The organism is Lysinibacillus sp. NPDC097162 (assembly GCF_044762185.1).
Classification (GTDB): domain Bacteria; phylum Bacillota; class Bacilli; order Bacillales_A; family Planococcaceae; genus Lysinibacillus.
This window is the reverse complement of record NZ_JBIWDT010000012.1, coordinates 1-18,761: the sequence shown is the minus strand read 5'-3', so window position 1 is coordinate 18,761 and position 18,761 is coordinate 1. Positions and strand designations below refer to the sequence as shown.

Genomic DNA, 18,761 nt, shown 5'->3' with positions numbered 1-18,761 from the left:
ACAATTATGCGTTTTTAAGCAAGCGTATTACGCTCCCCTAATATGCGCACAGCATATACTTCTTCACAAAAACCTCGTAAGCCATTGTAAATTCTGCTCACTCTCGCCTCAGTATCCACGAGACCAAAGACCGTTGGACCGCTTCCGCTCATTAACGTCGCATCTGCGCCAAAACGTTTCATCTGTTCTTTTAACATAATAACTTCAGGATGTAGCTTAAATGTTACAGTTTCCAAAACATTTCCTAAAGATGCACATAGTAGCTCATAACTTTCTGTTTCAATTGCTTGGATCATTTGCTTTGTATTAGGATGCTCAAGCCCTTCAACCTTTAAGCCACCATATACTTCTGCTGTTGACACCCCAATTTTAGGCTTAGCTAACACGACCCAACAACTTGGCGGTGCAGGTAATTCCTGAATTTTCTCCCCTCGCCCAGTTGCTAGTGCAGTACCTCCGTATACACAAAAAGAAACGTCTGAACCGATTTTAGCACCAAGCTCCGCTAGCTCGTCTATTGATAGTTTTAAATTCCAAAGCTCATTTAAACCTTTTAGCGTTGCCGCTGCATCGCTACTGCCTCCTGCAAGACCTGCTGCAATCGGTATTTCTTTTTCAATTGTAATGGATACACCTTGTCTAATGCCGTATGTATCTTTTATAAGACGCGCTGCTTGATAAGCAAAATTGCGGTGATCATTTGGTACGAAATTATCCGTTGAAATAATTTCAATTACTCCATCTTCTCGAGATTCTAAGCTAATGCGATCTGCCAAATCGACAGTCGTCATGACCATCTCCACTTCGTGATAATTATCTGGTCGTTTATAAAGAACATCTAATGTTAAATTAATTTTTGCAGGCGCCTTTACATAAAGCATCTTACTTCCTCCCTCATAACTACACGCATAAACAGCCGTTCGTTTTTCGCGCAAGATAATTCATTTTATTTTACCATAATGAGAAAGCAAACTGAAAAAAGAACCGTTATAAAAACGGTTCTCTCTCGTCAGTTGTTTTGTTGTGTTCAGCATCGGCTCAATTCCTAGCTGAATGAAGTAAAAATGTAAGCAAGTTATTTAATGCGAAGTACACTACTTACGCTCTTGCTCACTGCTTGCTCTTTCTGCCATCTCAATGGCACGTTTCACCATATTACCAGCATCTCGAGCTTTAATTCCGCCCCAACCTTCTTTTTGCACAACATCATAAAATCCAAGTTCTTTGGCGATCTCTTCTTTTAAACGAGGTGACATGATTCCCTTTCTAGGCATGCAAACTCCTCCTTTAACAACTGACGAAATTAGTATGTCCGATAAAACGAAAAACACTCATGTAGTTTTTAACATACATGAGTGCTTCAAAATATAGAAATAAGTACTAGAAACTATTTCGCGACAGCAGCCTGTGCTTCGTCTAAAAATGTAATCTCTACTGCCTCAGTTAAAATATCTGTGTAGCTATACGATACGCGTTTGCACGTATTGTCTTCTTGATCAAGTTCAACTACAAAAATTGCGCGATATGTTTCACGCAATATCCCTGCACACTCGACCGTTTTCTTGCGACCTCCGTTTGCTTTTAACTGCAAACGTTTACCCAAATGACAATCCAACGACTTTTTAATGTCCGCTAAAGTTTTTGGCATTTTCGCTTACACCTCACTATTACCTAGTATAAGGGATGCGCCCAAAAATGTCAACAAAATATAATATTTTATCAGCCCTCTATAAATGTTGTCAACTTATTTTTTTCAAAAAAATACGTTTTTTTTTCATTTCGACTGAAAATGTAACATATTTTTTCACTTTGCAAAGGTTGGGTATAAGGCATCCGCTAACTTTCCAAACTCTTGAATTGACAACGTCTCACCACGACGAGTTGGGTCAATATTCACAGATTCTAAAGCTTCAATTATTTTTTCTTTATTTGCTTTACCATTTGGTAGACCCGATTGTAAATTATTTAAAATTGTTTTACGGCGCTGTACAAATGAAGCACGTGTTACTACGAAAAGGAAATCCTCGTCAATAACATTTACCGGTGGCTCATTATGCTTAATAAGGCGAATAACTGCTGAATCTACATTTGGTTGTGGCATAAATACAGTTTTCGGCACAGTCATAGCAATTTCAGCCTTTACATAATACTGAATTGCAATAGATAGTGAACCATATTCTTTTGTTCCTGGTTTTGCTGTAATGCGATCAGCGACTTCCTTCTGCATCATCACAACAAATCCACGTATTGGTAAACGATCATTTAGCAATTTCATTAAAATAGGCGTTGTAACATAATAAGGCAAATTAGCTACAACCATAATATCTTCAATGCCTGGCATTTCTTCCTCAATGACCTTTGCCACATCAGCCTTTAAAATATCGGAATGAACGATAGACACGTTATTATATGGACTTAACGTATCTGCTAGTACTGGTAATAAGCGCTGATCTATTTCAAACGATACGACCTTTTTTGCGCTGCGTGCTAGATGCTCTGTTAATGCGCCAATGCCTGGTCCTACTTCAATTGCGCCACTATTTTCCGTTAAATTTGCATGACTAACGATGTTTCTTAAAATATTTGGATCGATTAAAAAATTTTGTCCTAAACTTTTTTTAAACGAAAATCCATATTTCTTCAAAATTTCCTGTGTTCGAATCGGTGTTGCAATATCCTTATGCATTATTTTCCTCCTGATCTACCTGTGCGACAGCTGCACCAAATTGCAGTTCTGTTATTTGAAACATTTTCAATCTTTTATGAAGTTGTTTACCATTTGTTGCACCTATATTTAAAATTTCTCCTAGACGATCTCGGCGACTTTTCGCCGATGGATGACCAATTAAGCGAGCAGTCATTAAATCTTCTAGTGTAATATCATCAGCAATGGGCTCAGTGCTATTTGGCGTATAAACAAGACTTAACGCCTCACGAATATCCTCATCTGCCGCATGCTCAATACCTAAACCTTTACCATTCTTCGCAATTGTTTTGGATTTTGGTAAAAAGGCATGTTTAACACCTTGTACGTGTTGTTCAATAATTGCTCGAATTCTGCGTCCTGGGTAATCAGGGTCTGTGAACACTATGACACCTCGTTTATCCTGTGCATGCTGAATACGTTTAAGCGTCTCTTCTGAAATGGCAGATCCATTCGTTTCAATCGTATCTGCCTGAACAGCTCGCTTAATGGCGGTTGTATCATCTTTTCCTTCAACGACAATCACTTCTTGTATTTGCAAAAAGGCTCCTCTTTTCTACCTTATCTTCAGACCATTTTACAACTGCCCTGTATGATTGTACAGAAATACAAAGCTATTGCGTCGTATACATGAAAAAAGCTTTCCTGCCAGTCAATACAGGAAAGCCAATGCTTAGTGAAAACATTTTGATATTTTTTACAATTTTTTTAATTTAATACTTTAATGCGCACTTTCTTGCGTCCCCAATTACGAGCTTGTGCATCTGATTGTACTAGTATGTCGATCTTATTACCCTTAATTGACCCACCAGTATCCCCAGCAATCGCTGTTCCATAGCCTTCTACCCAAACTTTTGAGCCTAGTTTAATAACAGATGGATCTACTGCAATTACCTTTAAGCCAGAATCTGAACGTAAGTTAATGCCAGTAGCTGATGTTCCTGAACAACCCTTACAGTAAGGTGTATAAGCGGTTGCAGTTACATAAAACTCTTTCCCACTAGATGGCTCCGCTGAACCACGAGACACAGTTGTAGTGCTTGCTACTAATTGTTTAGTACCAACTGCAACTACTTGTTTCTTTGGCTCATTTATGACTTTTTCAGATTGTAAATTTTTCGCGACAATTTTGCCGTTTTCTTTAACGACTTCATACGTTCGAGAAATTTTACCCTTCTCGCCCGTAGTTACTACTTTTTGTTTTCCTTTTAGCAAAGAAGCATCCTGCTTCTTTTCAATTGCGAAATCTAATGAGTCTTCCACTACATCGATAACCTTTTCTACGCGAACTACTGCGATTTTACTCTCTGGAGTGATAACGTCCTCCAGGTTATTCTCGACACGATCGAATTCATTTAGCTGAATTCCCTGTTGTTTTAAAAAGTTAGCGACCGTAGTCGAAGTGGACCAAACTTGTCTATTTTCTAAACCATCGACAAGCGTTAACTGAAACGCTTTTTGAATATCGATTTTGTTATCTGCTCCTACTTCTGTATCCAAGCTCTGCTTTAATGTATCATGCTCTGATACTTCGATATTTGCTTCCTTCAAAATGTTCTTCACTAGTTTTTCAGTTGTCCAAACTTTTGACTGATTTCCATCAACTGAAATTGTTACTTCTTTTGCCTGTTCCCAAGTAATTGCTAATCCATTAACAATTTTGGCATTCAGAGAGGGTGATATTTTATCATGCGCTGCTACGTCTATATTTTGATTTTGTAATAGTTCTTCTACAGTTTTGGCATGTGTTGCTACTTCAATTGCTTCCCCGTTAGCGCTAAGCGTTACGGTTTTTTTAGTACCTTGGAAAAGTACGAATGAAATTACTGATACAAACAGGACAAGTGAAACAATTCTTATCACTGTTTGCTTACTCCTCAATGATCCTAAGAACAAGTTTTTCATGGAATTATTTGACATGAAAAAACGCCTCCTTAATACAAAGTTGGATTATACGGACTAGAATTAGCACTGTCAACCCGATTGTATTTCAAAAAAATTTGACCATGCTATTTTAGCCAACCGCAAACACAGTATTGGAGGCACTTTAGCTAGTTAATCGTCAATCCTAAAAAATTTTTTTGCATTGGCAGTCGTTACTTGTGCAACTTCCTCAATTGATATTTCTCTTAAACGTGCAATTTCCTCTGCAACTAACGGCACCAATGCTGGTTCGTTACGTTTACCGCGATATGGATGTGGCGCTAAATATGGCGCATCTGTTTCAATCATTAAGTGCTCTAAAGGTATTTCCATTGCGACTTCTTTCGGCATACGTGCATTTTTAAAAGTCACTGGTCCACCTAGACTAATCATAAAATTCATTCCAATGCATAGACGGGCAGTTTCTACACTTCCGCTATAACAATGCATTACGCCTCCAACAGTAGCTGCGTTTTCTTCGCGCAAAATGTTGACTACATCTGCTGTCGCCTCTCTGTTATGAATAATAATTGGTAAATTTACTTTTTGCGCTAAATGAATTTGCTTGCGAAAAAGGGCTTGTTGAATATCTTTTGGTGATTTATCCCAATAATAGTCTAATCCTGTTTCGCCAATTCCGACGATTTTAGGATGTGCTGCCAATTCTTCGATCCATTTTAAATCCTCTTCAGTACAATCAATGGCATCTACTGGATGCCAACCAATAACACCATAAATAAAATCATATTGCTCTACTAATTCCATTGTTTTTTCAATCGTTTTACGATCAAATCCTACAACTACCATAGTTTCAACTTTTGCTTCAAGAGCTCGATCAATGACTTCTTGTAAGTCTTCTTGATACTGCTCTGCATTCAAATGTACATGTGTATCGATAAACATTGCCATTCTCCTAACATTGATTTTATTAAAAAATATTATTTCATATTTTTCATCAGTATTACAATTTTGTTACAAACAATTTAGTATTATGACAATACACATATATATATTCGCCATAACTATTACCATATACCTAAAATTCGTCAATTTACGCATTGCATAAATTATCCTAAAATAATTAAACAACCATTTTTAGTCCAAATTTACAATGGCCTGCTGAATATTTTCTACTCAGCAGGCCATACTTCGTTTTTTATTTTACCTTTGCACCATTTTCAAGTTTTGGATCAACGGATGCAAGCTTTAAAATTCCATCTTTTTCGCCAGCTAATATCATTCCTTGTGATAATTCACCACGTAACTTAACAGGTTTTAGGTTTGCAACTACGATTACTTTTTGCCCGACTAATTCTTCAGCAGAATAGTACTTTGCAATACCCGAAACTACTTGGCGTTGCTCATAACCAAGGTCAACCTGAAGCTTTAATAATTTATCTGCTTTAGGGACTTGCTCACATGCTGTAACCGTTGCCACACGTAAGTCAACTTTCATAAAATCATCAATTGAAATTTCCGGAATTTCTGGAACCTCAACAGCTTTTGATTCTACGCTTGGTTCTTCCTCCTGAGAAGTTTTTACTGAGCCACGCATTTCCTCTCGAATATAAGTAATTTCAATTTCGCTATCTAAACGAGGGAAAATCGGCGTTCCTTTTTCTACCACTTTAATGTTTGCTGGAATAGTATTACCGAATGTTTCAATTGTTTCCCATGCTAAGAATTTGTCATCTAGACCCAATTGTTGGATAATACGTGTCGGTGAAGATGTCATAAATGGTTGTAACATGACTGCAATATGTTGCAAGCTCTCTGCCAAATTTCGCATAACAGCCCCTAATTTTGGCTTATCTGCCTCATCTTTAGCAAGAACCCATGGTTGTGTTTCATCAATGTATTTATTTGTGCGTGATACTAGCGTCCATAGGTCGGCTAATACGACACTAAATTGCATTTTTTCCATACTTTCTTCATATTTAATACGTACTGATTCTGCATGCACTTTTAATGCCTCATCAAATTCAGTAGATTGAAGATTTTCTGTAGGAATATTGCCATCAAAATATTTGTTAATCATAGAAATCGTACGGTTTAATAAATTGCCTAAATCATTTGCTAAATCAAAATTTGTTCGCTCAACAAACGATTCTGGAGAAAATACACCGTCAGAGCCAAATGGGAGCTCTCTTAATAGGAAGTAACGCGTTGCATCTAATCCATAACGCTCGATAAGCATCTCAGGATATACAACATTTCCTTTTGATTTAGACATTTTACCGTCCTTCATCATAATAAATCCATGTGCGAAAACTTTTTTAGGTAATGGTAAATCAAGAGCCATTAAGAATATTGGCCAATAGATTGTATGGAAACGTACAATATCTTTTCCAACTACATGCACGTCCGCTGGCCAATATCTATTAAATAATGTTTCATCATCTGATAAGTATCCTAAAGAAGTAATATAATTTGTTAATGCATCTACCCAAACATAAATTACGTGTTTTGGGTCTCCAGGCACTTTAATACCCCAGTCGAATGAAGTACGGGAAACTGATAAATCTTCAAGCCCTGGTTTAATAAAGTTGTTAATCATTTCATTTTTACGTGATTCTGGCTCGATGAAATCAGGATTTTCTTCATAATAAGCTAATAGTCGATCAGCGTATTTCTTCATATTAAAGAAGTAAGATTCCTCTTTCACTTTGTGTACGGCACGTCCACAATCTGGACATTTACCATCTTCTAATTGTGTCTCTGTAAAAAATGACTCACAAGGTGTGCAGTACCAGCCTTCATACTCACCTTTATAAATATCGCCGTTATCTAAAAACTTTTGGAAAATCTTTTCGACAGTTTTTTTATGACGTTCCTCTGTTGTTTGAATGAAATCATCATATGAAATGTCCATTAATGTCCAAAGTTTTTTTGCTGCCTCGGCAATCTCATTTACATATTCCTGAGGATGCTTGCCAGCTTCTGCTGCCTTTTCTTGAATTTTTTGTCCGTGTTCATCCATCCCTGTTAAGAAACGTACATCATATCCGCGTAAACGTTTATAACGTGCTATCGTATCAGACGCCACTGTCGTGTACGCCGTACCAATATGAAATTTTCCACTTGGATAATAAATCGGGGTTGTTATATAGAATGTTTTGTTTTGTTCGCTCACGAGAACTGCCTCCAATGTTTCACAGTATAATATCTATTCTATCGAAGTACGAAATTCGTTTCAATGAAAGTTTATTGAATGCGAAAATTGTCGAATATTATACTAATCCATTTAATGTATTTTATAAGAAGCTTTTTTACTATAAAATAAAATCTATAATAAAAACCTTTTAAAAAAATTGAAATAACAGTTTTCTTCTCAAAAATTTTTACAATTAAGAGATTATTACTGTATTAATTAATTGACGTTTATGGCATTACTTGGTATGATAACTATCAGACAAAGAAATAATGTCGAAATTTGACGAAATACAATATAACTTTTACTTTTAGGAGGAAAAATAATTATGAAATCAACAGGAATTGTTCGTAAAGTCGATGAATTAGGTCGTGTGGTAATTCCAATCGAACTTCGCCGTACATTAGGTATCGCTGAAAAAGACGCTTTAGAAATCTACGTAGATGATGACAAAATCATCCTAAAAAAATATATGCCTAATATGACATGTGCTGTTACTGGCGAAGTTTCTGATGATAACTTCCGTCTAGTTGGAGGCAAATTAATTTTAAGTCCTGAAGGCGCAGAAATGTTAATGAAAGAAATCCAATCTAGCTTAAAAAAATAATTTCTTTCTAGCACCTAAATCGAGAATAAAGATTTAGGTGTTTTTATTATTTGATAAAAATTTCTTTTTATAATGGAAAAGTAATATACATGATTCCCTTATAATGTCCATGTCAGACATCTTTTATTAAGATTACTCTTTTTTACAATTATTATCAATTTTAAATATTTTATTTTAACAAAGAAAATTACAGTATATTGTAAAATTTTGTATAAATTAATCAAAAAAAGGTTGCCTCTATTGAGACAACCCAGCTTTTATTGATACTTACTCACTATGATAAGTATTATAAATATCTCGTTTTGCTACTTGACGTAGTTTTGCTACTTCTTTAATTGCTTCCTTAGAAGTAACGTCTGTTTCAGCAATAATATAATCGACGTGTTCCACAACACTCATGTCTTTCCAATATGCCTCTTCTTGATTGTCTTCTTCTGCATTTTGATTTCCTTCTAGAACAATGCAAAATTCTCCTCGAATTTCTTCGGTTTGTGACCACTCAACCGCTTCTGTTAAGGTACCACGAAGGAATTCCTCAAATTTCTTTGTCAGTTCACGTGCTAGCACAATACGACGATTGCCAAGAATTAATTCCATATCCTTTAACGTTTCCTTTAAGCGATGTGGCGCCTCATAAAATAAGATAGTTTCTTGTCGATTTTTTAATTGCTCTAATTGCTGTCGTCTCTCTTTTTTTCCCCGGTTTAAAAAACCGTAAAAGAAAAATGGCTGAGGTGTTAATCCTGACGCAATTAAAGCTGATATTGCTGCATTGGCACCTGGTATTGGTACTACCGCAATTCCTTCCGCGATTGCCTTTACGACAATATCTGCTCCAGGATCAGAAATACAAGGTAGACCAGCATCACTAACTAATGCCACCGTTTTTCCTTCTCGCAAAAAGCCTAATAGCTTCTCTCCCCCAGCATCGATATTATGTTCGTGGTAACTCACAAGTGGTGTATCAATTTCAAAATAGTTACAAAGCTTCTTTGTATTACGTGTATCTTCAGCAGCGATCACATCCGCTTCTTTTAATATACGAAGTGCACGTACACTCATATCCTCTAAATTCCCAATTGGTGTTGCTACTAGATATAAGTATCCTTGATGAGTGTGCATCGTACTTTTTTGTGATTTCACGATTTATCCCTCCCTATATATTTTGTTTTTTGCGTCCGTGTTAACTGCTTAAAAGCATATTCTGCTCGCATCGCTTCTTGTTTTGTGTCGAAAGCTTCGACATATATACATTCTACAGGTCCCCTTGCCTTTGTATATTTAGCACCTTTACCTGCATTATGTGCGGCAACACGCTTGTCTATATTATTTGTATAACCTGCATAGTACGACTTGTCTGCACATTCTAATACATAGAAGAAATGGCTATTCGTTTTTTCCATAGAGCATTTCTCTCACTTCTGCTGTATATTCATTGTTTGCATCATAGACATAAAGTGGGGGTAATATTTTCAAATCTGGTTTACCATCCTTTATTCCTTCTATTAATAAGGTATTGGCTTCTTTCCCCTCTTTCGGATAAATTAGCTGCATTCTTTTTGGTTCTAATCGATTTGCCCGCATCGCAGTGACAATATCTAAAAGGCGGCCAGGTCGATGAACGAATGCTGCTTTTCCACCTTGCTTTAATAATTTACTTGCAGACTGAACCGCTTCATCGAGTGTTAAATGTAGCTCGTGTCGTGCAATAGCATGATGTTCACTTAAATTTTTATCACTCGCTTCATGTGCTAAGAAATACGGCGGGTTACATGTTACTACATCATATTTTTCGACCCCTAATTGTGATGGAATTTCTTTTACATCACCAAGGACCATTTGGATTTGTTCCTCTAAGTTATTATAACGAATACTTCGCTCTGCCATATCAAATAAACGTGGTTGTATTTCTACACCTGTAATTTGTCCTTTCGTTCTGGCACTTAAAAATAGTGGTATGACACCATTACCCGAACACAAGTCAACAATTTTTCCTTTATAATAAGGTACATTGACAAATTTCGAAATTAGCACTGCATCCAATGAAAAAGAAAAGACAGATGGGCTTTGAATAATACGTAAATCCTCTGCCAACAAATAATCTAGCCTTTCATCATCCTTTAACCAATTTTCCACGAATCTTCCTCCTACTATACAAAACAAAAGACTGACACCACCGAAGCGGGAATCAGTCTTCTATTACACATTTTGCTTATTTAAAAATGATAGACAAAACAGACAGTCTTCACCTTTACGTGAACTCCCAAAATGAACATGACAAACGTGGAAGCCCTCTTGGTATAGACGTGCTAAGTTATCATATCCCTCGCCAATATCTAATGGAATCTCTTTCTTCTCATCTGCAGCCTGTACGGTGTTCTCTTTAGAAAGGAGTTCTTCTAGACGTGTACGAAGGTGATGATTTTCTGTTTCGAGTGCCTTATGTTCTTCCATCATTAACGCTACAAATTGCTTCAATGCACCAAATTGCTCCTGCATTGCTTCGAGCTGTTGTTCGAACTCCATAACGGTATCTAAGAAATTACGGTCCTTCACCCAAGCCACCTCGTTAAATTCTCTATCTTATATAAGATTTTTTTCGCATGCCAGCAGTTCTTCTAGTGTATACTCAACCGTGCGCTCCTGCTCTTGTAAATATACTTGAACAATTCTTTCCAGCACATTTAAACCTACAACTCTTCCGCGGCCATCTGGTGTCATTGTCATTTCACCAACATCTGGCATACCTTCTTTTGCTTCTTCATACTCATCGTTTTCATACTTTAAACAGCACATTAAACGACCACATAACCCAGATATTTTTGATGGGTTTAAAGATAAATTTTGATCTTTTGCCATTTTGATAGACACTGGATCAAAATCACCTAAAAATGTTGAACAGCATAGCATTCGGCCACATGGACCGATACCACCTAATAATTTTGCTTCATCTCGTACACCAATTTGGCGTAGCTCGATACGTGTTCTAAAAACAGAGGCTAAATCTTTTACTAAATCCCTAAAATCGACCCGACCTTCTGCTGTAAAATAAAAAATTATTTTATTACGATCAAATGTATATTCTACATCAACAAGTTTCATCTCTAGTTTGTGTTCTATGATTTTTGCACTTGCTAGCTCAAATGCCCGCTTTGACTCGATTGCATTTTCTTCAACTTGGATTCGATCCCGTTCATCTGCTGGTCGTAGTACTTGTTTAAGTGGTAATACGACATCATTTTCCCCTACTACTTTTTGAGGGACAACTACCTTACCATATTCTACACCGCGAGCTGTCTCTACAATGACATATTGACTGTCTTCTAGTAGAAATGATGCTGGATCGAAATAATATATTTTACCCGCTTTTTTAAAGCGGATTCCTACTACATTATACAAATGTATATCCCTCCTGCAGATTAAGCATTAGCTGCTCCATCATTAACGTCCTATTCATGTTACGCTGTAAAGATGCGCGCGCCTGTAAAATAGCCTCCATTTGACTAGATAGGCGTTCGAAAGTCGAATGTAACGCAGCTTCTTTAAAAGTCTGTAACATGTCTGGATAAGTACAAGCTGCTTCGGGATTAGCTTTTATTGACACTATATCACGGTAAGCAAATAGTAGTAAATCCAATGCTTGCTCCATTTCGCCTTTTTCCTTAAATAGTGGCAACCATTCCTCATGCACAACAATCATAGCTTCATGTACATTTTGGCGAATTGCCTCTACTAATTTTAACACTGTTTTTCGAGCCTGTGCAAACTGCTCATCTTTTGCTAAAAAAATAGCTGTTTCGAGCTCGTTCGTCATCATGCTAACTGTAGAAGCCATGGAGTGGGGAATTTCGTTTTCTTGCAAATGCTTTAACAATACTTGTCTAGGCATTTTTTGAAACTTAATATGCTGACAGCGCGAACGAATTGTAGGTAATATGGATTGCATCTGCTCTGTTAACAAAATAGCCGTAACTTCTCCATCCGGTTCCTCTAAAAACTTTAAAATCATGTTAGCTGATGCTATATTGAGGCGATCTGCGTGATGGAGTACGTAAATTTTCCGTCCTTGCTCTACACCCATCATCTTCATCTCAGCTATAAGATCACGCATTTGATCAATTTTAATAAATTGACCTTCAGGATAAATTTGATGAATATTCGGATGGTTTCCCGAATCTACTCGTCTGCAATTTCGACATGTTTCACATGGAACATTTTTTTGTGGATGTTCACATAGCATTAATTTTACAAAAAAACGCATAATATCCACTTTTCCTGTCCCTTTTTCGCCATCAAAAATGTATGCATGGGCTAATCTATTTTTGTCAAAAATCGTTTGAAGCTGCTTCATTACGACTGGCTGTAGTGTGAAAAGCTCTTCAACATTCTTCGCCATTTTTTATTAAATTCCTTCCTATATCAATAAAGCCTTTTAGACTTGTACAAGTAAATTTATTTCAGTAGAAATACATTCCACCAATTTTAATATTTAAAACCCTACTGAATCAATTTGAAAAAAGCCCGCGCCTACAAGTGAACAAGACACGGGTTTTACATATATAAATTAATTAATAGACCTTTAATCTCTCCGATTTTATCGAGTAGGTCAATCGCTTCTTTTTCTTCATCTAAGATATCTTGTGCAAGTTCCACAAGACGACTATCAATTGTTTCAATAATCTTTAATCGTCTTCCCTCACCAAAGCGATTCCATGTATGTGATTGTTTTAATTCCATTCCATGTTCTACAGTTTCCTGTAAAAAACGCTTCACAAGCATTTTAAAACGAGCAAGCTCTCGCAAATTTCGGGATCTTGCAACACGGTCACCAGCAGTAGAAATATCCCCCAACAATCGTGTTAATTGTTCGGTTTGCAATTTTGAACCTTGCTTAACGACCATATCACCGAATCGGTTGTTTTGATTATTATTTTGAAGAGGCTCTGTACGATTAGTATTTAACCCGACACGTATATCTTGATTGATCTTCAAGCTGCTTTCGCCCCCAATTGCTTTCTTATAAAATTCATCTTTATGTGTGAATTCGTACTGTCTGCTTGGCAATTCTTACTGAACAACATATTTATCTTTTATTTAAATACCGTTAAAAATGGTGAAATTGTTCAATCGGTAAAACAAATACAGTAGCGCCCCCTACCTCTACCTCCACTGGATATGGTATATAGGAATCTGCATTACCACCTAATGGTGAAACAGGTGCAACCAACTGTTCACGCGCTCGACAATTATCACGGATAATATCTAAAACTTTGGGTATGAGAGAGTCTTCTGTTCCAATTAAGAACGTCGTATTACCAGAGCGTAAAAACCCCCCTGTACTCGCTAATTTTGTTGCGCGAAACTGATTTTTCGTTAAAGCATTCGATAAGCGGCTACTATCCTGATCTTGTACCACAGCTACGACTAACTTCATTCGCACTCACCCCTTTTATATAATTGGCCTTGATAGAATTTATTCAAAAACAGCAACTTCTACCATCAATTTTAACTTCAATTAAAACAAAAGCACAAAATTATTTAAGCTCTCGTATTATTACCACGAAGTATAAATTGCGCTAGAAAAATTCACTTCTTCATTTTATCATTGATTTGCGTAACCGATGATAATTAGTTCAATTGCATTCTTCTTAGCACCTATAAGGAAAGGTCCTCTTCTATCCGATGCAGTTCATCTGTCACCGTATGTTACCATTATATCACAATATGGTAGCCGACTTCATGTTTTTACTGTATTGCTTCGTACAATATTGCCCATACATCTTCAACTACACGCTCAATACTTTGGTCTGCATTGACGACATTTATACGTTCTGGATAACGTTTTACTAATTGTAAATATCCTTCACGCACCTTTTTGTGAAAAGCCAGACTTTCAACATCGAGACGGTTCACTTCTCGGTCACCATGTGCATGAATACGTGCTAAACCAACCTCTGGAGAAATATCAAATAGGATTGTTAAGTCAGGTAATTTTTTCCCTATTGCAAATTCATTAATGGAAAGTACCTCATCTACACCAATGCCACGTGCATATCCTTGGTAAGCTAATGATGAATCGATAAAGCGATCACAAATTACCATTCTTCCAGCATCTAAAGCAGGTCGTACTTTTTCAAAGTAATGCTGACTTCTAGCTGCCGCATATAATAATGCTTCTGTACGCTCATCCATTGCTGTATGCTCTGGGTTTAAAATGATTGTACGAATCTTTTCAGCGATTTCAATGCCTCCAGGTTCTCTCGTTGCTAAAACATCTATATTTTCTAGTGATAACCGTTCAGCGATTTTTTTAATAACGGTTGTTTTGCCAGCACCTTCTGGACCTTCGAATGTAATAAATAAATTGCACTTCATGCTGTTATTGCCTCCAACTATTTAATGACCTCAATCATTTTTTCTTCTAATCGGTGATTTCCTTGGAAAGTTGCACCTGTTGCAAGTAATTCTTCTAGTTGACTTAGTTTAGCCACTGTAATTTTCTCACCTGGAACAAGTAATGGTATACCAGGAGGGTAAGGAATAATCATACTTGCAGCTGTACGTCCCATCGTTCGCATATAGGGTAGCCATTCCTTCTTCATATTCGCTATTTCATCGAACGAATACATTGGTTCTGTAATAGCTACAAAATTGTAAGCAGTTTGGGAAACAGCTTGTATTTCTGTTTTTTCAGTGTTTAATAATGCTGTAACAGCATCTTTAATGCGAACGCGTATATCTGCAAACGGGTAACTGTACCCTTGCTTTAAAAGTGGCAATACAAGTAATACTTGGTGTGCATCTGCAAGCTCGGCATAAACATGCTTAGCTTCTAATGCTTCTTGTAATTGATAACCACTATAACCTTTGACTCGGAGCAATAACTTTATAGGATCATCTACTTCAATTACTTCAAGTGAGCCAATTGCACGTAATGCTTCAGCCCATTGATTTTTTTTCTCTATTATATATGCGCCATCACTCTCCATATATGTCTGTATATAATAGCGTGCATCATCTAAAGAAGCTAACAATACATACGATGGACTGCTGGATTGTAACATGCGTAAATAGTGATGAATGCTTTCAACATTCACTAATTCTGAGTTCACATGCATAAAAGAAGCCATTGTCATAGCTGGCAATGTTTTGTGTGCTGACTGTACAACAACATCTGCACCAAAGGTCAATGCAGATGGCTGAAATAAAGAACAGGCACTAAAATGAGCACCATGAGCCTCATCTACCAAAACAGGTATTTTCTTTTCATGACAATATGCCACTTGCTGTGAAATTTCGTTCGATGTCATACCGTAATATGTGGGGTATGTTAATACAACTGCCTTTGCCTCTGGATAACAATCTACTGCCTGTTTTAAATCGTGATAAGAGACATGTGTTGCTGTTAATGTTCGATCATCCCACTGAGGAGAAACATATACTGCCTTTGCTCCAACTAGCTCAATTGCGTGAAATATAGACTTATGTGCATTACGTTGTACGATAATCGTATCGCCTCTTTTACATGTAGCATAAATCATAGCTAAATTTCCTACCGTAGAGCCACCTACTAAAAAAAAGCTTTTCATCACGCTATATGTATCAGCCAGTAAATTTTCAGCCTCTAAAATCATCTCTTCAGGGTAATGCAAGTCATCTAGTCCTGTTAATTCTGTCACATCGTAACGCATGACATCTTTAAAAGCTTGTGGTAGATGTGACAATTCACCATGTTTATGTCCTGGTACATGAAAAGATATATTTTGTTGTTGTCGAAAACGCTCTAAACCTTCTACAATTGGCTTTTTCTTTTGCAAAACAAGACACCCTTTTCAATTTATTATCCTTTAATTATACGGGATTATTGCAGGATAAAAAAGCTATCCTACAAAATAGGATAGCTTAAGATTTAAGGTGTAGAAAAAAAACAATTAAAGCATTTGATTTTAAATTCGCATTGATATAAAAACTCCCTGCTAAAACGATTCAAAAGAGTTCCACTAATTTTAGCTACTGAATTGGCATAAAGGCAACTTGCCAAATACCATTTTCATTTTTCACCATTTGATAGCCCATGTCACTTTCATTTTGTGTAAAAAGGATGACTCCTCCATGATCGGGCAGTTCTTTAAATGTCCCATTTTTCATCGCTTTCGCCATTTCCAATGCCCAAGATCTATTTCTTTCTGCCTCTACTTGTGTATGCTGACGCATATGCTCGGCCTCGCTCCATTTCGAATAGTTTTCCCGCGTTGTATATAGCCGATACACCGTTTGTTCATCGGCTAAAAATTTAGCGTATAACTGAACACGAGCTATCGTCAATGGATCTACATCACGAAATATTTCCACATCATTTTGTTCTCTAAAAGCATCATATAATGCCCTTTCCGTTTTGGACCATTCATTAGTTATCTCTAATGCTTCATAACCTAGCACTTTCCCTATAATTTGAGAATCGGTAATTTTCGTCATTATACCGTGTCCCCAATTATCTGCTGCTACATAATATTCGCCTGCATCAAGAGGCAATTCATCCATATTCCAAAAAAAATATTTACGAATTTCATTTTCATCAAAAGTCGCACCATCCTCTTTCAGCTTGTCGATATATGCTTCAAACACATCGAAGCCCATTTGTGTGGCAAAACCATAGTATATATCTAGGGGTATTGTATTTACTATGATCGTTCCATCCTGAATGGCAATCTTTTCTCCAGGCAATCCTACAATACGTGCTATCGTCTTTGTTCCATCCTCGGCATTAACATATACAACGTCGCCTCTATTTAAATTTTCAACATTTGGTTCAATAACAATAGGATAGGACGTATATTCATGGTTACCACGGTTCATCGTATTACTTGTATACTGTATTTTATATTGTTGTCCCGTCATATTACCTATCACTGGGACCCTATCATCAATGTCTGTGGACGCCCATTCAATGGAATTCATCCGTTGCATTGATCCATCAATATATTCGTAAACTACACGTGCTACAGGTTGCTTGCTAAAGGCGAACCAAAACATCCCAGCATTGGCTACCTCCAATATCTTCCCTTCCTGTTTTCCAACTATAACTTTCTTTAAACCGTTGCTTCTCTCTGTACCACAATATAAATAAGGCGCCTGTCTAGAGTTTAAATAATGCACAGTTGCATCTTCTGTACCAAAACCATTTGTACAATGGTCTGTGGAAATCCATTCACCATCCTTAAAAATTAAATATGCAGCATGAACTAGCAAACTCGAATCTGTCTGTACTTTATAAACAACAAGGGCATCTTCCTTTTGCAACACATTCATTTCTTCATAAAGAATTTCATCTGCGCCACTTTTTTGCAACCATAATGCTAGTGACTCTTCTTTGGATATATTTGATTCAAACGACACAATCACGGCAAGCAATACTATAAGAAAAATAGAGCCACACATAATAAGAGGATACTGCCATGAACGTTTACGGCTAGTATTTCTTCTAGCTATTATTTCTTGCATGACTCGTTTCTCATTTGCCTCTGAAAATCTTGATTCATCACTAAATAACTTATCAAACTCATGCTTTATTTTATTCATGCCGTAACACCTCCCATTCTGCTTCATCTAACCTCTGTTTTAGCATCTCCCTTGCACGTCTCAATCTTGTTTTAATTGTATTCTCAGATAGATTCAGTAACTCTCCAATCGCCGCAGTGGTCAGTTCTTCATAATAAAACAATATAATTACTTCACGGTACTTCACAGATAACTGTAGAACACTTTTAGCAATATCCAGCTTCTCTAAACGTTGTAACATCTCACTATCTATTGAACACTTTTCTGCATAGATTTGATTTAACCAGTAGTTCGAAATTATTTGTCTTCTACTTTTCCAACTACGTAAATAATCATGACATCGATTAATTGTTATTTTAGCTAAGTAAGTTTTTAATGTAGCACGTTCCTCAAATTGATGATGCGTTTCGAAAAACTTAATAAAGACATCCTGTACAATATCTTCAGCTGTAGCCCAGTCCTTAACATATAAATACGATAATCTCATTAAATAATCTCCATATGTATGCATAATTTCCTTCATAGTTTGTGCTTCATACTGCTCCATACAATCCCCCCTTCTATCATGTTTAAATTACTAAATATAAATTTTACTCAATAGACGGATACAAATGAGCTATAGTTTCATTTTCTTTTTATGTACTTTTTTAACTAATGGGAAGGAATCAATTACTTTAGCAAAAACAAAAAAACACCGAAGATTTCTCTTCGATGTTTTGAATGTGCCTAGCGACGTCCTACTCTCACAGGGGGAAGCCCCCAACTACCATCGGCGCTAAAGAGCTTAACTTCCGTGTTCGGTATGGGAACGGGTGTGA

Annotated in this window: 21 protein-coding genes and 1 rRNA gene; 1 reads left to right on the top strand and 21 read right to left on the bottom strand. The window is 36.7% G+C overall.

Features of this window, described 5'->3' with window-relative positions; all coding sequences use genetic code 11:
- Positions 1 to 14: 14 nt before the first annotated feature.
- From ispE to metG, 8 genes are all read right to left on the bottom strand, one after another.
- Entirely contained in the window at positions 15 to 881 is an 867-nt protein-coding gene (gene ispE, locus ACIQXW_RS23815; RefSeq protein ID WP_340821452.1) for a 4-(cytidine 5'-diphospho)-2-C-methyl-D-erythritol kinase, read from the bottom strand.
- Between the two features lie 213 nt (positions 882 to 1,094).
- Positions 1,095 to 1,274, bottom strand: coding sequence for a small, acid-soluble spore protein, alpha/beta type (locus ACIQXW_RS23810; RefSeq protein ID WP_004229193.1), 180 nt, complete (start codon positions 1,272 to 1,274; stop codon positions 1,095 to 1,097).
- Between the two features lie 113 nt (positions 1,275 to 1,387).
- Entirely contained in the window at positions 1,388 to 1,648 is a 261-nt protein-coding gene (veg, locus tag ACIQXW_RS23805) for a biofilm formation stimulator Veg (protein ID WP_010857021.1), read from the bottom strand.
- A gap of 156 nt (positions 1,649 to 1,804) precedes the next feature.
- Entirely contained in the window at positions 1,805 to 2,686 is an 882-nt protein-coding gene (gene rsmA, locus ACIQXW_RS23800; RefSeq protein WP_340821453.1) for a 16S rRNA (adenine(1518)-N(6)/adenine(1519)-N(6))-dimethyltransferase RsmA, read from the bottom strand.
- Complete coding sequence (gene rnmV, locus ACIQXW_RS23795) at positions 2,679 to 3,245, bottom strand: ribonuclease M5 (RefSeq protein ID WP_340821454.1); 567 nt, start codon at positions 3,243 to 3,245, stop codon at positions 2,679 to 2,681. Before rnmV ends, rsmA begins: the two co-directional genes overlap by 8 nt.
- Positions 3,246 to 3,412: 167 nt before the next feature.
- Positions 3,413 to 4,624: a resuscitation-promoting factor gene (locus ACIQXW_RS23790; protein WP_340821455.1), complete on the bottom strand. Its 1,212-nt coding sequence runs from the start codon at positions 4,622 to 4,624 to the stop codon at positions 3,413 to 3,415.
- Between the two features lie 135 nt (positions 4,625 to 4,759).
- The gene (locus ACIQXW_RS23785) at positions 4,760 to 5,530 is read right to left on the bottom strand and encodes a TatD family hydrolase (protein WP_402766247.1); all 771 of its coding nucleotides are present in this window, start codon (positions 5,528 to 5,530) and stop codon (positions 4,760 to 4,762) included.
- Between the two features lie 253 nt (positions 5,531 to 5,783).
- Positions 5,784 to 7,760 carry a methionine--tRNA ligase gene (gene metG / locus ACIQXW_RS23780; protein ID WP_402766245.1) on the bottom strand — a complete coding sequence of 659 codons (1,977 nt, stop codon included), beginning with the start codon at positions 7,758 to 7,760 and terminating at the stop codon, positions 5,784 to 5,786.
- Between the two features lie 346 nt (positions 7,761 to 8,106).
- On the opposite strand from metG, the gene ACIQXW_RS23775 reads away from it, so the two are divergent.
- The gene (locus ACIQXW_RS23775) at positions 8,107 to 8,385 is read left to right on the top strand and encodes a transition state genes transcriptional regulator AbrB (protein ID WP_024362580.1); all 279 of its coding nucleotides are present in this window, start codon (positions 8,107 to 8,109) and stop codon (positions 8,383 to 8,385) included.
- Between the two features lie 267 nt (positions 8,386 to 8,652).
- Here ACIQXW_RS23775 and rsmI read toward each other — a convergent pair whose 3' ends face one another.
- The 13 genes from rsmI to rrf all read right to left on the bottom strand — a co-directional run.
- Positions 8,653 to 9,528 carry a 16S rRNA (cytidine(1402)-2'-O)-methyltransferase gene (gene rsmI, locus ACIQXW_RS23770; RefSeq protein ID WP_401022392.1) on the bottom strand — a complete coding sequence of 292 codons (876 nt, stop codon included), beginning with the start codon at positions 9,526 to 9,528 and terminating at the stop codon, positions 8,653 to 8,655.
- Positions 9,525 to 9,788, bottom strand: coding sequence for a GIY-YIG nuclease family protein (locus ACIQXW_RS23765; protein WP_340821460.1), 264 nt, complete (start codon positions 9,786 to 9,788; stop codon positions 9,525 to 9,527). Before ACIQXW_RS23765 ends, rsmI begins: the two co-directional genes overlap by 4 nt.
- Positions 9,772 to 10,521, bottom strand: coding sequence for a tRNA1(Val) (adenine(37)-N6)-methyltransferase (locus tag ACIQXW_RS23760; RefSeq protein ID WP_402766240.1), 750 nt, complete (start codon positions 10,519 to 10,521; stop codon positions 9,772 to 9,774). Before ACIQXW_RS23760 ends, ACIQXW_RS23765 begins: the two co-directional genes overlap by 17 nt.
- Positions 10,522 to 10,584: 63 nt before the next feature.
- Entirely contained in the window at positions 10,585 to 10,941 is a 357-nt protein-coding gene (gene yabA, locus ACIQXW_RS23755; protein WP_228134245.1) for a DNA replication initiation control protein YabA, read from the bottom strand.
- Between the two features lie 27 nt (positions 10,942 to 10,968).
- Positions 10,969 to 11,784, bottom strand: a complete 816-nt coding sequence (locus ACIQXW_RS23750; protein WP_340821463.1) for a PSP1 domain-containing protein — start codon at positions 11,782 to 11,784, stop codon at positions 10,969 to 10,971.
- Positions 11,777 to 12,781: a DNA polymerase III subunit delta' gene (gene holB / locus ACIQXW_RS23745; RefSeq protein WP_402766236.1), complete on the bottom strand. Its 1,005-nt coding sequence runs from the start codon at positions 12,779 to 12,781 to the stop codon at positions 11,777 to 11,779. Before holB ends, ACIQXW_RS23750 begins: the two co-directional genes overlap by 8 nt.
- A 155-nt stretch (positions 12,782 to 12,936) precedes the next feature.
- Positions 12,937 to 13,377, bottom strand: coding sequence for a YaaR family protein (locus ACIQXW_RS23740; protein ID WP_340821465.1), 441 nt, complete (start codon positions 13,375 to 13,377; stop codon positions 12,937 to 12,939).
- 112 nt (positions 13,378 to 13,489) lie between these two features.
- Complete coding sequence (locus ACIQXW_RS23735) at positions 13,490 to 13,819, bottom strand: cyclic-di-AMP receptor (protein ID WP_024362572.1); 330 nt, start codon at positions 13,817 to 13,819, stop codon at positions 13,490 to 13,492.
- A 311-nt stretch (positions 13,820 to 14,130) separates the two neighbouring features.
- A complete protein-coding gene (tmk, locus tag ACIQXW_RS23730) occupies positions 14,131 to 14,760 on the bottom strand; it encodes a dTMP kinase (RefSeq protein WP_401022385.1) in 630 nt (209 codons plus the stop codon).
- Between the two features lie 17 nt (positions 14,761 to 14,777).
- Complete coding sequence (locus ACIQXW_RS23725; protein WP_402766232.1) at positions 14,778 to 16,202, bottom strand: aminotransferase class I/II-fold pyridoxal phosphate-dependent enzyme; 1,425 nt, start codon at positions 16,200 to 16,202, stop codon at positions 14,778 to 14,780.
- 193 nt (positions 16,203 to 16,395) lie between these two features.
- Positions 16,396 to 17,964, bottom strand: a complete 1,569-nt coding sequence (locus ACIQXW_RS23720; protein WP_402766230.1) for a S26 family signal peptidase — start codon at positions 17,962 to 17,964, stop codon at positions 16,396 to 16,398.
- Entirely contained in the window at positions 17,957 to 18,490 is a 534-nt protein-coding gene (locus tag ACIQXW_RS23715) for a sigma-70 family RNA polymerase sigma factor (RefSeq protein WP_401022379.1), read from the bottom strand. The genes ACIQXW_RS23720 and ACIQXW_RS23715 overlap by 8 nt, the downstream gene beginning before the upstream one ends.
- 177 nt (positions 18,491 to 18,667) lie before the next feature.
- Positions 18,668 to 18,761: ribosomal RNA gene (rrf, locus tag ACIQXW_RS23710) — 5S ribosomal RNA — on the bottom strand; the annotation flags it as partial.

Coding starts and splice junctions, on each gene's coding strand:
- ispE (WP_340821452.1), bottom strand. CDS start 881: ATGCTTTATGTAAAGGCGCCTGCAAAAATTAATTTAACATTAGATGTT.
- ACIQXW_RS23810 (WP_004229193.1), bottom strand. CDS start 1,274: ATGCCTAGAAAGGGAATCATGTCACCTCGTTTAAAAGAAGAGATCGCC.
- veg (WP_010857021.1), bottom strand. CDS start 1,648: ATGCCAAAAACTTTAGCGGACATTAAAAAGTCGTTGGATTGTCATTTG.
- rsmA (WP_340821453.1), bottom strand. CDS start 2,686: ATGCATAAGGATATTGCAACACCGATTCGAACACAGGAAATTTTGAAG.
- ACIQXW_RS23790 (WP_340821455.1), bottom strand. CDS start 4,624: ATGTCAAATAATTCCATGAAAAACTTGTTCTTAGGATCATTGAGGAGT.
- ACIQXW_RS23785 (WP_402766247.1), bottom strand. CDS start 5,530: ATGTTTATCGATACACATGTACATTTGAATGCAGAGCAGTATCAAGAA.
- ACIQXW_RS23775 (WP_024362580.1), top strand. CDS start 8,107: ATGAAATCAACAGGAATTGTTCGTAAAGTCGATGAATTAGGTCGTGTG.
- ACIQXW_RS23765 (WP_340821460.1), bottom strand. CDS start 9,788: ATGGAAAAAACGAATAGCCATTTCTTCTATGTATTAGAATGTGCAGAC.
- holB (WP_402766236.1), bottom strand. CDS start 12,781: ATGGCGAAGAATGTTGAAGAGCTTTTCACACTACAGCCAGTCGTAATG.
- ACIQXW_RS23735 (WP_024362572.1), bottom strand. CDS start 13,819: ATGAAGTTAGTCGTAGCTGTGGTACAAGATCAGGATAGTAGCCGCTTA.
- tmk (WP_401022385.1), bottom strand. CDS start 14,760: ATGAAGTGCAATTTATTTATTACATTCGAAGGTCCAGAAGGTGCTGGC.
- ACIQXW_RS23720 (WP_402766230.1), bottom strand. CDS start 17,964: ATGAATAAAATAAAGCATGAGTTTGATAAGTTATTTAGTGATGAATCA.
- ACIQXW_RS23715 (WP_401022379.1), bottom strand. CDS start 18,490: ATGGAGCAGTATGAAGCACAAACTATGAAGGAAATTATGCATACATAT.